This is a genomic window from Candidatus Margulisiibacteriota bacterium (assembly GCA_003242895.1).
GTDB lineage: Bacteria > Margulisbacteria > Riflemargulisbacteria > GWF2-39-127 > GWF2-39-127 > GWF2-39-127.
This window is the reverse complement of the sequence record QKMY01000031.1, coordinates 28,985-41,587: the sequence shown is the minus strand read 5'-3', so window position 1 is coordinate 41,587 and position 12,603 is coordinate 28,985. Positions and strand designations below refer to the sequence as shown.

General features: G+C 34.2%; 17 protein-coding genes. All 17 read right to left on the bottom strand.

The annotated features are described in order from the left end of the window. Window positions 1-5 precede the first annotated feature (5 nt). The 17 genes from DKM50_04575 to DKM50_04495 all read right to left on the bottom strand — a co-directional run bounded on the left by DKM50_04575 (window position 6) and on the right by DKM50_04495 (window position 12,596). Window positions 6-476: a hypothetical protein gene (locus tag DKM50_04575; GenBank protein ID PZM82026.1), complete on the bottom strand. Its 471-nt coding sequence runs from the start codon at window positions 474-476 to the stop codon at window positions 6-8. 60 nt (window positions 477-536) lie between these two features. Further along, window positions 537-1,934 (bottom strand): flagellar protein export ATPase FliI, encoded by a 1,398-nt coding sequence (fliI, locus tag DKM50_04570; protein ID PZM82025.1) that lies wholly within the window; start codon window positions 1,932-1,934, stop codon window positions 537-539. A gap of 54 nt (window positions 1,935-1,988) precedes the next feature. After that, window positions 1,989-3,035, bottom strand: coding sequence for a hypothetical protein (locus DKM50_04565; GenBank protein ID PZM82024.1), 1,047 nt, complete (start codon window positions 3,033-3,035; stop codon window positions 1,989-1,991). Then, entirely contained in the window at window positions 3,010-3,555 is a 546-nt protein-coding gene (locus tag DKM50_04560; protein PZM82023.1) for a hypothetical protein, read from the bottom strand. Before DKM50_04560 ends, DKM50_04565 begins: the two co-directional genes overlap by 26 nt. Window positions 3,556-3,570: 15 nt before the next feature. Continuing rightward, window positions 3,571-5,298 carry a flagellar M-ring protein FliF gene (gene fliF / locus DKM50_04555; GenBank protein PZM82022.1) on the bottom strand — a complete coding sequence of 576 codons (1,728 nt, stop codon included), beginning with the start codon at window positions 5,296-5,298 and terminating at the stop codon, window positions 3,571-3,573. A gap of 78 nt (window positions 5,299-5,376) precedes the next feature. Further along, on the bottom strand, window positions 5,377-5,694 hold the full coding sequence (locus DKM50_04550; GenBank protein PZM82021.1) for a hypothetical protein: 318 nt from the start codon (window positions 5,692-5,694) through the stop codon (window positions 5,377-5,379). Between the two features lie 20 nt (window positions 5,695-5,714). Then, on the bottom strand, window positions 5,715-6,164 hold the full coding sequence (flgC, locus tag DKM50_04545) for a flagellar basal body rod protein FlgC (GenBank protein PZM82020.1): 450 nt from the start codon (window positions 6,162-6,164) through the stop codon (window positions 5,715-5,717). Between the two features lie 2 nt (window positions 6,165-6,166). After that, window positions 6,167-6,454, bottom strand: coding sequence for a hypothetical protein (locus DKM50_04540; protein ID PZM82019.1), 288 nt, complete (start codon window positions 6,452-6,454; stop codon window positions 6,167-6,169). A gap of 15 nt (window positions 6,455-6,469) precedes the next feature. Further along, window positions 6,470-7,240: a hypothetical protein gene (locus tag DKM50_04535; GenBank protein ID PZM82018.1), complete on the bottom strand. Its 771-nt coding sequence runs from the start codon at window positions 7,238-7,240 to the stop codon at window positions 6,470-6,472. After that, window positions 7,227-7,553: a hypothetical protein gene (locus tag DKM50_04530; GenBank protein ID PZM82017.1), complete on the bottom strand. Its 327-nt coding sequence runs from the start codon at window positions 7,551-7,553 to the stop codon at window positions 7,227-7,229. Before DKM50_04530 ends, DKM50_04535 begins: the two co-directional genes overlap by 14 nt. Window positions 7,554-7,565: 12 nt before the next feature. Further along, window positions 7,566-8,633, bottom strand: coding sequence for a flagellar biosynthesis protein FlgA (gene flgI / locus DKM50_04525; GenBank protein ID PZM82016.1), 1,068 nt, complete (start codon window positions 8,631-8,633; stop codon window positions 7,566-7,568). A 37-nt stretch (window positions 8,634-8,670) separates the two neighbouring features. Further along, entirely contained in the window at window positions 8,671-9,285 is a 615-nt protein-coding gene (locus tag DKM50_04520; GenBank protein PZM82015.1) for a hypothetical protein, read from the bottom strand. 252 nt (window positions 9,286-9,537) lie between these two features. Then, complete coding sequence (locus tag DKM50_04515) at window positions 9,538-9,891, bottom strand: aspartate 1-decarboxylase (protein ID PZM82014.1); 354 nt, start codon at window positions 9,889-9,891, stop codon at window positions 9,538-9,540. 16 nt (window positions 9,892-9,907) lie between these two features. Continuing rightward, window positions 9,908-10,624 carry a flagella basal body P-ring formation protein FlgA gene (flgA, locus tag DKM50_04510; GenBank protein ID PZM82013.1) on the bottom strand — a complete coding sequence of 239 codons (717 nt, stop codon included), beginning with the start codon at window positions 10,622-10,624 and terminating at the stop codon, window positions 9,908-9,910. 15 nt (window positions 10,625-10,639) lie between these two features. Further along, window positions 10,640-11,434 (bottom strand): flagellar basal-body rod protein FlgG, encoded by a 795-nt coding sequence (gene flgG / locus DKM50_04505; GenBank protein ID PZM82012.1) that lies wholly within the window; start codon window positions 11,432-11,434, stop codon window positions 10,640-10,642. Between the two features lie 53 nt (window positions 11,435-11,487). Then, window positions 11,488-12,252, bottom strand: a complete 765-nt coding sequence (locus DKM50_04500) for a hypothetical protein (GenBank protein PZM82011.1) — start codon at window positions 12,250-12,252, stop codon at window positions 11,488-11,490. A 2-nt stretch (window positions 12,253-12,254) separates the two neighbouring features. Then, window positions 12,255-12,596, bottom strand: coding sequence for an FhlB domain-containing protein (locus DKM50_04495; GenBank protein ID PZM82010.1), 342 nt, complete (start codon window positions 12,594-12,596; stop codon window positions 12,255-12,257). Window positions 12,597-12,603 lie beyond the last annotated feature (7 nt).

Below are 12,603 nucleotides of genomic sequence, written 5' to 3'. Positions count from 1 at the left end.
TATTATTAAATAACTTCATTATTATATTTAGTTGTCGCAATTTCATCAATAAACTTCATTTCTTCTTTATTCATTAAATCTTTCCATGCTTTAAGCTTGTTTTCTTTGTCTTTTTCAATAATTTTCTTTTCTTTCATTGAGTCTACAAGCTTTGTTCTCTGTTCTTCATTTATCTCTTCGGCTTTAATTGCGATTTTCTTTTGGACTTCAACTTTTTCTTTTAAATTTTCAATTTGATTCTGACGTAAAAAAACTTGTGAAAAGTCAATTTTTTTACCTTCTTCAAAATGTTCTCGCAGTGCGTTTTGTGCCTGACGATGATTATTCTTTATTTCTTCTTCTTTACGTTTTTCTTCTTCGAGTTTCCGTTGTGTTTCTGCAAACTTTTCTTTCTCTTGCTTCTCTCGAATAAGTTTCACCTTCAAGACAGAGCCTAAATTATACTTAAATATTCCTATTTTAGGTTTTTTAACCATATATCCGTTTCCTAGAACTAAGTATCAGGAGTCCGTATGTCATTTCTGGTATAGATCTAATTATACATTATCAAATACATCAAAATCAGAATCATCAAATCCATCGAATTCAGAGTTCTTGTTAGTATTTTCCGACAAAGAAAATTCGCCGCCGAAAATCCCTGACATTTTTTTCTTAGCTTCATCATAGGTCGATTTATCAAATACGCCTTGTTTTAGAAAATCGTTTACTTTATCAATTTTAGCTATTGCATTATCAATTTTTGGATTGCTTCCCTTTACATAAGCGCCAATGTTAATTAAGTCTTCGGCCTCGGAATATCTGGCAAGGACCTCCCGCATATTTCCTGCAGACTTCTGCTGTTCTTTTTTTGTAACAGTTGTAAATAATCGAGAAACGCTATGCAATACATCAATACAAGGATAATGGTTCTTTGCTGCAAGATCACGAGACAACATAATATGACCATCAAGGATACTCCTTGCAGTATCAGCAATGGGTTCGTTAAAATCATCACCTTCGACAAGCACAGTATAAAACGCTGTTATAGAACCTTTCTGACTCGTTCCCGCACGTTCCATTAAGCGAGGCATAAGTGCAAATACTGAAGGGGTATATCCTTTCGTTGTCGGAGGTTCTCCGGAGGCTAACCCGACTTCCCTTTGAGCCATCGAAAATCTAGTAACAGAGTCCATCATAAAAAGAACATTTTTTCCCTGGTCTCTAAAGTATTCAGCGATAGCAGTTCCAACTAGCGCACCTTTTAATCTTATCAACGGAGGTTTATCAGATGTTGCAACAATAACGACAGATTTTTTCAAACCCTCTTCACCAAGGGATTCTTCAATAAAATCACGAACCTCTCGTCCTCGTTCTCCGATTAGGGATATAACACTAACCTCAGCCTCAGAATTTCTAACAAGCATGCCCATGAGTGTACTTTTGCCCACACCTGAGCCTGCAAAAATCCCCATTCGCTGACCTCTCCCAATAGTAAGTAATCCGTCAATTGCTTTAACGCCGACTTCCATTGGATCTACTATCCGTGGCCGCATTACCGGGTCAGGAGGATCTCTATCAAGAGAATAAAGCTCTTCAGCTATAATTTCTCCTTTTCCATCCATTGGATTTCCCAGTCCATCTAATACTCTGCCAAGTAAGTTTTGGCCAACCTTAACTTGCAAAGAATGACCCGAAGCTATAACTTTGCTTCCAGGACGTATTCCTTCAATACTGCCAAGAGGCATGAGCAAGACTTTTCCTTCTTTGAACCCAACAACTTCAGCGTATACAGTATGTCCTTCATCTAAATAAATAGTGCACAATTCTCCTACGCTCACACCTTCAACCCGAGCTTCAATAATAAGACCAACAACATGAATAACTTTGCCTACAACTTTTACAAGCTCTGTTTTTTCAATTATTTTATAATACTTTGACATATCAATAATAGGCATAGAAAATCCTTATGTGGAAATTTAGATATTACAGGTAATTATTTATAAAAAATACTATTTAAACAAATCATCACCATCATCAAAGTCAAATAAATCGTCGTCATCATCCTCGTCAATTGTTTCAGCCTGGTTGTAGATATCTTCGTTAAGAACTTTTTCTTCTGTTAACTGAGCAATAGGAAGAGATTGTGAAAACTGTACTTTCGGTTGCGTTATTGGAGAAAGTTGTGGATTATTTATCATATTGTTGTTAGCCATGGGATTGTTGTTGTTATAAAGCTTAAGCAGAGCTGCCTTTATTGCCTCCAATTTGATCGAAACCCTGGAATCAACATATCCTAGATCGGTTTCAATAATACAGCCTCCCGGTTCAATGCTTCCATCTTCCTGGATTGTTAAATTTCTTATGTCATCCATTATAGTCATTATTCTATCTTTGTTTTTTTGTACGAAATCAAAATCACTTTTACTCACTTTAACCATTACTCGATCCCTATCAGTGATTTTAGTGATTGCTTCGGAAACAATGTTTAATGCAACCCCCTGATTTAAGGATATTTCACTTCTAATAATTTGTTCTGCAATTTTTATACTAAGTTTTAGTAGCTCGCCTTCAGTCTCTTTAATAATACTTTTCTTATGATCCATTATGCTATTCACAGCTTGCCCGATTTCTGCTATCTTTTGCGTATATTGCTGTTCTGCTTCTATCTTTCCAGTATTGTAACCTTCTTCCCTGGCATCATTTTTAATTATCTCAGCTTCACTTATTGCATTTTTCCTTAGGATCGAAATTTCTTCATCTGCCCTAAGCTTTAAATTTATAATCTCTTGTTCAATTAATTGCTTTTCTTTTTTTAATAGATCTATTTGGGAATTATCCTTGTTATCAGTAACAGTTGAAATCTTGGTACTATCAGGCAGACTTGCCCCACTGCCATTACTAGAGTTATTTACGAATGACTGATTTATCGATAGTTTTTCCTCATCAGTTGAGTCGAATCGATGACTATTCTCAAGAGAAACATTTTCAAAAGATAACGTTTTTTTTTCTTTCTCAATAAAAGAACCTTTTTTAATTAGCGCCATTTTCAGCCTCATTACTACTGAGAATAGCCTCAATAATCACAGGTTTAATCTCTTCAGAAAATTCAAATTGTTCAATAACAAAATTCGTAACTGCTCTTTTTTTATTATAATCCAGGATAGTCAAAATATCATTTGCTTTACCCTCTGGTAAAATTGATAGAATATATCGTTGTATTCTGAATTTTTCATTTTTTAATCTATTGACGAGTTTCATTGGCGGGAGAGAGAGTAATCGCTCCTCTGAAGAACCTATCTGTATCGACTGACTGCTTTCAGTTATATCCGCAGGAGTTTCTTTAATCTGGGAAGAGGATATTGACATTACATCTTTCGGTGCTTCCAGAACATTAGTTGATAGTTCGCTGAGAAGAAAAGCTATTTGATTTGAAGATGGTTTTGGTAATTCAGCAACTCTTGCTGCCAGTAGGTTTGATACCTCTTCCGGCAGTCTTCGCAATAATTGGGCAGCTTTTTGATGTCCGATTATTGATAATAAAATTGTCGCTTTTTCTCGTCCCGATATTTTTGTCATTAAATTATTCCTTCATTAGGATTTCTCATCATTTAGCCATTCTTTTAATACTGCAGCTATTTTGTCCGGATCTTCATCTACTAAGTTTTTGATCTTGTCTATTTCTTCATTTTGCTCCAAGCCCTCGGCTTCCCGATCTAGTTTGTTGTTTCGTTCTGAATTAAACACCGAAGCTTCAAACTCTTTACTATAAAAATTATTCGATTCTTTCTTCCTTTTAATAATTATACTAATAACAACCAGGAGTGCGAGTACAAAAAGAATTGCTCCTAAAATCTTAATATTAAAATATTTGAACTGTTTTTCAATTAATTCCTTTTGCTTTGCTTTTTTAGAGCTTACACTATTATAAGAATTTCGGTTTATTGAGGAATTTGAGAATTTAGTTTCTTTGTTGTTCGAGTGTTTTTTCTCATATAATGGAGTGGTTTTTGCATTATATAATTTTTTGCCTTTATCACTATCTTCCATCTTTTTCTTCGTATTCTTTTTCTCAGAATCAAAAACTTTTGCAACTGATTTGCTATTCAGTTCATCAGAGGTTACTTTAGCAAAAGCAGTAGTTCGAAGTTCAATATTGTCTCGATTTTTTTTATAACCGATAACCGAGGCTACAGATTTAAATGTAATATTTTTTAGAGATTGCGTAAGATTAACACTACGTGAATCAATCAATATCAGAACATTTATTCCTGATACTCTGGGTATTGAGCTGCCTGACTTACTAGATAATTCAACCGATGTAATAAGGGAAGCGCTCCCTACCGGATATAATTTATTTAATACTTTATTAATTTTTTGAGTAAAATCTTGCTCAATATTTACTTTCATCATTAAATAATCAGTTGTAGAATTATTAATTACTTTCGTTTCTACCTGGTTGCCAGTTGCAACCGACTCTTTATTGTAAAGATTATCTTTGCTATTCAATTCATCCGTTTGGGTTAAACTTGCTTGTTCAAAGTTATCGATAGTTCCAGTGTTTTCGTCAGAATCCTCATCGCTTTTTTGTTTTGCGTCTTTTTGGTTAGAGCCATTACCGACATCAAGCACTTTTTCGCTTAGAATATGACCTTCCATATCAATTACTGCGACATTCTCAGGCTTGAGTGACTCAACACTTGCCGCACACAAATGCATAATTCCACGAATCTGCTCAACAGTTATAATTGCGCCTTTTTTTCTTTGAACTAATACGGATGCAGTTACTTCCGGTTTTTTCATGGAGAATATTTTTTCTTCAGGTAATACTATTTGTATTCTTGCATTATCAATAGAACTAATACGAGATATGTTCCTTGATAACTCACCGCTAATAGCTCGAATAAACTTTATACGTTTATCAAAATCCGTAACACCTAATCCTGAATCTTTATCGAAAATCTCAAAGCCAACAACTCCACCTTCAGGCAGCCCTTTTTGGGCCATTTTTATTCGTGCTTCATCAGCTTCATCTTCTCTGATTTCAATAATGCTGTATTTACCATTAATTTTTGTTTTAAAATGAATGCCTTCAAAACTCAATTCCTCTCTTAATTTTGCTGCTTCCTCGTTGCTAAGACGTTCAAATACATCCGCATATTTATATACTTTCCTTGAATTGGCAGATTTTTTAGTAACCGAAAAAAAACCAATCAATAATACTACAGATAAAGCAATAATAATAATAATAAATATGTTTCTTCTGGTTCCTAATAGTCTAGAGGGGCTACTTGGTTCTTCATAATTCTCTTGCTCACCCATTACGATATACTCCTTTATTCGGGTTACTTAAATCACTTACAGGTAATTGTTCTTATAATAGTACGGTAATCGTAATAGTTATATTGGCATCTGTTGAATTTCTTTAAAGGAAGAAACAACATTATTGATTGCAGTTACTGCCATATTTATTTGTATTCCAGTTCTATTTTCAGAAAACATAACTTCTTCAAGAGAAGCCTTTCCTGCCGCATAATTATCGAGTGTCATGTTTGTTTGTATTTCTGAAATACTTGTTTTGCTCAAAGAATCCACCGCATAGTCTAAAAACTTCTGGAAGGGATGTTCTATATAATTGATCTTATCTGCATTAAATAGAAAATTAGTAGTTTCACCATCGCCAAACTTTATTTTCTTAATTACATTAAATTCATCCATTATATATTTTCATCCTTTCATTACTTCCCTAAATTAATTATTGCCTGAGCCATGTTTTTTGCAGCATTGTAAACAGCAATATTAGCATCATATACCTTCGAAGTGTATGCCATGTCGGTCATTTCTCGCGAAATACTGATATTTGGATAATAGACAAACCCCTGTTTATCAGCATCAGGATGTCCTGGATCATACACCTTTAAAAAGGGTTCTTTATCTTCATAAACACCCGCAATTTTGACACTTTCTGTAGTTTCTTTTATTATAACATCTTTCCTTCTGTAGGGTTTGCCATTAGCTGTTTTGGTTGTGTTTATATTTGCAATATTCTCTGCGATTATCTGCATTCGTGCCTGTTGAACGATAATCGCCTTGGAACTGGTATCAAGCGCTTTTTCAATACCCTCTTTTGCATAACTAGAGGAATTAAAAAAAAACAATAAAAAAATAATGATAAAATAACGATGCATAATCATTTACCTAGCGTAACAACTTTTCTTATGTTTTGATATCTCATAGTTAATAATTTAACATAGGTGTTATAACGAACACTATTTTTACTCATTTTTGTCATTTCATCTTCAATAAGCACTTTTCTATCAAGTCGTCCTTGTGCTTCAGCTAATTCTTTATCAAACGTCTTCGGAACATAATTTGGATTGCTTAAATTGGCAATATTTTTGGCAATATCCTGTTGTGTTTTTGCACAGTTCTGAATACCATTCTCTAACTTTTCAACTGATGGGTTAAATATACTCATTCTTTTCACCCTGTGTTAATTGTTTAATCTTTTAGTAAGACGGTTTCTTAATTTTTTTAAGATTTTCACATGCAACCTGCTTACCTTACTTTTTGACACGGACATAATCTCTGCAATTTCTTTTTGTGTTTTTTCTTTTTCATAAAAAAGGTAGACAAAATCTTTTTCCTGATCAGTTAATAAGGTAACTTCTTCCCATAATATTTTTCTTTCGTTTGAAAATTCCATTTCAGTAAACAACTCTTCGGCGATATCCCCCTGTCCAATCAATTGTCCTTTAATTTCTTCATTATCTAGGGACAACATGTAAACTACAGCGGAGTTGGCAATGATGTCGGCAGCTCTTCTTTTTTTTTCGTCTTCTGCACCAACTTCTTTAGGTTCAGGATCGCCTTCCTGCTCTATTTCTAAGGTACTTTGCACAACTTCGGTGATTTTATCCTGAATCTTAGCCTGAACAGACTTGTATGAGATCGGATTTCTATATTTCCATTCTTTTCTTAATCTATCTAATATTTCACCTCGGACCCGATAGGCTGCATAGGTTTGAAATTGAGCGCCTTTTTCATGGTCAAAACTACTATAAGCTTTAAGAAAACCTTCATATCCATAACTTATTAAGTCATTAAAATAAATACCAGGAGGAAGCTTTCCACCAGCTGCAATACTAGCCGAAATTGATTGAATCATTGCTAAATGCTCTTTAACTACACTATCGTTCAGTTTACCTAGTTTCGCAATTGTTTTTGCTTTATTCTCAGTTTCAGCAGCTTCATTTAACGTCATTACTAAATCCCCGTTTTTTTAGTGCATCTAGTAATCCAAATGAATCTGATTCTGTTAATTGCGAAATAACATTTTGCTTAAAATAGTCATCCATAATTCCATTTTTTTGAAAAGTCACTACATCCTCCGGCTCTTCGCTATCGGTATTATCATTAATATGGCTGCTCGTTGTTAATATTTTGCTCAAAAAAATTTGTTCAATAACCATATTTAAAAATTCTTCGTTTGTATTACTTTTATTGACTCGCTTCTGCTTGTCAATCAGATCTAGGTACTCATATCTCTGCATAGGATCAATACTCAAATTATTCATTTAAGGCTTCCTTTAAATAATCTCTATTTCCGCTGTCAAAGCTCCTGCTTTTTTTATTGCCTGCAATATTGAAATAAGATCCTGAGGCGTAGTTCCTATTGCATTCAAGGCTTTCACCAGACTCGCTAGATTAGCTCCTGAGGAGACTTGTACTAGCTTAGATGGTTTCTCATATACTTTAATGTTAGTTTGGTGCAGAAGTTCATCATTATCGATCTTTACGCTTATTTGTCCGTGAGTTACCGCCACCGCAGTTAGCTTAACGTTCTCTCCAATAACTATAGTGCCTGTTCTTTCTGAGATAACTATCTTCGCAATTGCGTCCGGATTAATTGATAGTTTTTCAATTCTAGATATAAAATCTACAATATTTTGTTTGTAATCATCAGTTAATTCGACAACAATAGTACTTGCATCTTTTGCTTTACTTCTTGCCATGCCTGAAGAATTAATTGCATACGACACTCTTGAGGCATTCGTAAAATCAGGGCTATTGAGCACTATTGTCAAATATTTTTTTGATGTAAGATCGACATGAACTTCTTTTTCTATAATTGCTCCGCCATTAATCCTTCCAACCGTAGTTTGATTCCTGGCGTATACTGTTTCTGCGGAAGATTCATCAATTCCGCCGACAACCAAAGCTCCCTGAGCTACTGCATATACATTTCCATCAGCTGCCTTGAGTGGGGACAGAAGCAATGTTCCTCCTTTAAGGCTACGAGCATCACCGAGTGAAGAAACAGCAACATCAATTCTCTGCCCAGGCTTTAGAAAGGACGGCAAATCTGCTGTTATCATTACAGCAGCAACATTTTTGCTTTTGAATGATGAATCCGACAGACTAGTGATATCCATGTTGTTGAGCAAATTACCTAGTGCAATTTTAGTGAACTCCGTCCTGGAAGAATCACCGGTATTTTTCAGACCAACCACAAGACCAAAGCCCATAATCTGATTATCACGAGCTTCAAGAATTTTTCCAATATCTTTTATTCTGACATTTGCAGCATTGCCTACATCAACTAAAAGAACGAGAGATATTATACAAAATACCTTTATTAAATAATTACGTCTCATATACAATCTCTTTCGTAAAAAAAATAATTTAATTACCTTAGAACAACCATCCAAATAATCTTGTCATAATACCAGGATTCTGTTTAGAAGAAACTGTACCGTTACCCTCAACAGATATTTGCACATTTGCTATCTGGTTAGAGAAAACAGTATTTTCATTTGAAATATCTTGTTTTCTAATATTTCCTTTAATATATATCTTTTCCATTTCATCATTCACTTTGACCTGATGAGTACCTTCTACATCAAAAATGTTATCATCAATCTTTCCCGTTACCATCACCGTGATTTTGGCCTTAACTACGCTCTTCCGGGTTGTCTGTCCTTTTCCTCTATAATCATCCCCGCCTGATAATTCAGCTTTATTATCATGTCGTTCGCTTTTTGAATTTGTAGCGGAAACTATGTTCGCTATCCTCTCCCATGATGAGGATATATCAATATTAACATCAGATTTCTTTGATAAATCAGTCTGTGCTTGTTGTAACGCTGTAGTTGATTCGATTATTTCGACTGTAATAATATCGCCTACTTTTAATGGATTATTTCTTACATACGGCGATTTTGATTCTTCTTTCCATAAAGAATCTGCATAAACAATACCGCCTATAATCATTATGAGAAAAAATAATGTTATTAATTTATTATTCAAAATATTTCCTGCTTCTAATAATTATTTTTATTTTTGATTACTCTCTTTACTTATAATAAATATTATCACAAAAAAAATTGCAGAGTCAAGACAAACCCAACTATTTTCTAGGTTATTGACTAGTTTTTAATAATTGCTCTTTTTTATCTCGAATATAACAATCAAAAAAACAACAAAAAACCAGGTATTTATAATAAATTAATAATTATTTAAACCATTAAGAGAAAAATATCGATAATTGTCTGTAATATTTTATTTTGCAATCGGTTGATTCTTTTCGTCTACCAAGACAACGGAAGGCAAAAAAGATTTTGTTTCTTCATCAGAGAGCATGCCATAGGCTATAATAATGATCTTATCCCCTAGCTCAACAAGTCTTGCCGCTGCGCCATTCATACATATTTCGCCGCTATCTTCTTTTCCTTCAATCACATATGTTTCAAATCTTTTCCCATTATTTATATTAACTACCTGAACTTTTTCGTAAGGGAAAATATTTGACAGCAATAACAATTTTTTATCAATAGTAATACTTCCTTCATAGTTAATGTTTTTGTCGGATACCGTTGCCCGATGAATTTTTGACTTACATATAAACCTTAACATTATCCCTCTCCTCTTATCATTCCAACACGTCTACTATTACAGTTTTACTATCAACTAGTATTCCTTTAAGTTTTTTTTTCGATTTCGGATTTTGTACCCATACATAATTATTAATCGAAGAATCCTGAAGTAACTTTCCCGTACATTTTACAGTAACATCACCTGTTTTTGCAACTATCTGCACATCACTATCTTTCTTGCCTAATGTAACATTCCGAATCATCCAGTCAAGGACTATCGTATCCTTTGAAATGTTGGTAACGGATTCTTTATCTATTATAGTAGCCGGGTCAAGAATCACATTGGATGGTACGGAAGATAAATCGTATTTTTTTATGCAAATTTTATCAGAAGAAATAATATCGTATTTTTTTATATTAGCTGAAGCAACAACAATATCTTTAATAATTTTGACAGAGACAATTACATTATTTTTTTTCCCATCAACAAAAGTTGGAACGACTAATTTACCAATAACGTTAGTGAGTCGACTTGGAATTTTTAGTTCTAAAGAAGAAATTTTTAGTTCCACCTGTTCGAGCTTTTTGGGGATATACAAAAAATCAACTATAATCTCAGAATTATAATATAGCGAATTTCTTTTCATAATTTCTTGTTTCAATAAGGTGCAGAAGCTCGTTTTAAATGAATTATTTTCAAATGATTCTGCATACACTAGTGCATTAAATAACAAAAAAAAAAGCAAACCTGAAAAGAAATTACATTTAATCATTTATCACTCTTAATTCTATGTAACCTTAGCTATCTCTATAGCTGATCGAAGCATATTCTCGCCAACCTGAATAGACTTGGATATAATATCGAAAGCTCTTTGGGTTATGATCATTTTCATCATTTCATCGACAATATCAACGTTAGACCCTTCAAGGGAAAACTGAGCGATTGTCCCAAAACCATCTTTTCCCGGAACACCTTCTGCAGCTTCACCAGAAGATAACGAATCACGATAAAGATTTTGACCAATGCTCTCTAATCCGGCTGGATTAGAAAACTTTGAAATAGAAAGCTGTCCTATGAGATTTTCTTGCATAGCATTAGTTATCTTAACATACATGCCGCCATCAGCAGAAACACGAATTCCGGTTACATCCTGAGGAATAACAATACTAGGCTCAAGGATATGACCATTGGGATCCACTATATTCCCGGCATCGTCCCTATGAAAATTTCCGGCTCTGGTATAGGCTAGCGTCCCATCAGGCATGCGTACTGTAAAAAAACCTTCGCCTTGAATCATAAGATCAAGCGGATTGGAAGTTATTTCAGGAGTTCCTTGAGCAAAGTCTTTTGGAGTTGAAACAACTCTGACTCCTGAACCAAATTCAATTCCAGCAGGCCGTTTGGTCTCCGAGTCGATTTCAGATACTGCCTCGTCGAGTACTTGCGGAAATAAATTCTCCATTTCTGCTCTGCTTTTTTTAAAAGCAGTAGTCTTTGAATTTGAGACGTTATTTGTAATAACTACCATATCCTGCTCAAGGGCATTCATTCCTGTTGCACCAACATAAAGCTGTCGAAACATATAACTTCCTCCTTTTATTCTATTATAGCTGAGGTTTAAATAAACTTATCAGTTTATTGTATTTTACCCATTTCTAAACTACTTGACATAGATTTTAACCGGAACTGAATTACTCTCGAATCAGCGTCATATTTTTTTTGTACCTGAGCAATATCTGAGAGTTGCCGGGATAAATTAGTATTAGGACCTTCTATATAACCTATTTTTAGTTTGCTATCCTCCGCAAAATCAATGGTCGAATAATTATCATATTTCACATAAAAAAAACTTCCATTAGCTGGAGCTAACACAGTAAGGTCTTTAAAAGATGAAATCTTTAGTTTATCGACAACAAAATCTTCTTTAACAATTTTCCCTGTCTCAGTGATAGAAGTATTATCTGGCTCATTAATAATAATCGGACCAAGCTCTCCCATTACAAGAAAATTTTGAGAATATGTGCATAACCTATTTTCTGAATCAAGAGTAAACCTTCCATCCCTCGTATACAACAGCGTTCCTTCTTTTGTTGCAACGGTAAAAAATCCTTTGCCTTCAATAGCAACATCAAACTTTCTTGAAGTATGAATGAACTCACCTTGAGAATAGTTGTAATACGAACTCGATTCGACATCCCCTCGCCTCGTCATTTCGTCTTTTGCGCTCACTTCACGGTATCCGGGAGTCTTGGCATTGACCATATTATCCATTAATAATTTATATTTATATTCTGTCCTCTGTAAAGAATTACTAGCAATCTCTATCGTTTTTTCATTTGCATAGACGTAATTTGATAACACTATCATACTGAAAATCAGAACAACGCTTGCCTGCATCATTTTCAGTCTTTTCCCTTCATCTCTGTAAGCCGTCGGGAAATCTGTTCTTTCTTCTGTTTCATTCTATCGAGTTTGTATACAAACGATAAAACTTCTGCAACCAAGACGTACAATTCCGGAGGGATTTCAGTATCAACCTCCAGCGAAGCTAACAAATTTACTAAATTGGCATCTTCATAGAGCGGAATGTTATTATCTTCAGCAATCTTAAGTATTTCATCTGCGAGAGATCCTTTTCCAGATGCTAAAATTATTGGAGCAGGATCTTTGTCAACATCGTACTTAAGTGCTGCAGCTATCTTAAAATCTTTTTTAGGTTCGTTTTTATCTTTTTGATTATCCATTGTTTGT

Excerpts from the sequence above, each read along its gene's own strand:
- DKM50_04540 (PZM82019.1), bottom strand. The coding sequence starts at position 6,454 with ATGAGTATATTTAACCCATCAGTTGAAAAGTTAGAGAATGGTATTCAG.
- DKM50_04495 (PZM82010.1), bottom strand. The coding sequence starts at position 12,596 with ATGGATAATCAAAAAGATAAAAACGAACCTAAAAAAGATTTTAAGATA.
- fliF (PZM82022.1), bottom strand. The coding sequence starts at position 5,298 with ATGGGTGAGCAAGAGAATTATGAAGAACCAAGTAGCCCCTCTAGACTA.
- DKM50_04575 (PZM82026.1), bottom strand. The coding sequence starts at position 476 with ATGGTTAAAAAACCTAAAATAGGAATATTTAAGTATAATTTAGGCTCT.
- DKM50_04530 (PZM82017.1), bottom strand. The coding sequence starts at position 7,553 with ATGAATAATTTGAGTATTGATCCTATGCAGAGATATGAGTACCTAGAT.
- DKM50_04500 (PZM82011.1), bottom strand. The coding sequence starts at position 12,252 with ATGATGCAGGCAAGCGTTGTTCTGATTTTCAGTATGATAGTGTTATCA.
- DKM50_04550 (PZM82021.1), bottom strand. The coding sequence starts at position 5,694 with ATGGATGAATTTAATGTAATTAAGAAAATAAAGTTTGGCGATGGTGAA.
- DKM50_04515 (PZM82014.1), bottom strand. The coding sequence starts at position 9,891 with ATGTTAAGGTTTATATGTAAGTCAAAAATTCATCGGGCAACGGTATCC.
- flgC (PZM82020.1), bottom strand. The coding sequence starts at position 6,164 with ATGCATCGTTATTTTATCATTATTTTTTTATTGTTTTTTTTTAATTCC.
- DKM50_04535 (PZM82018.1), bottom strand. The coding sequence starts at position 7,240 with ATGACGTTAAATGAAGCTGCTGAAACTGAGAATAAAGCAAAAACAATT.
- fliI (PZM82025.1), bottom strand. The coding sequence starts at position 1,934 with ATGCCTATTATTGATATGTCAAAGTATTATAAAATAATTGAAAAAACA.
- DKM50_04565 (PZM82024.1), bottom strand. The coding sequence starts at position 3,035 with ATGAGGCTGAAAATGGCGCTAATTAAAAAAGGTTCTTTTATTGAGAAA.
- DKM50_04560 (PZM82023.1), bottom strand. The coding sequence starts at position 3,555 with ATGACAAAAATATCGGGACGAGAAAAAGCGACAATTTTATTATCAATA.
- flgA (PZM82013.1), bottom strand. The coding sequence starts at position 10,624 with ATGATTAAATGTAATTTCTTTTCAGGTTTGCTTTTTTTTTTGTTATTT.
- flgG (PZM82012.1), bottom strand. The coding sequence starts at position 11,434 with ATGTTTCGACAGCTTTATGTTGGTGCAACAGGAATGAATGCCCTTGAG.
- flgI (PZM82016.1), bottom strand. The coding sequence starts at position 8,633 with ATGAGACGTAATTATTTAATAAAGGTATTTTGTATAATATCTCTCGTT.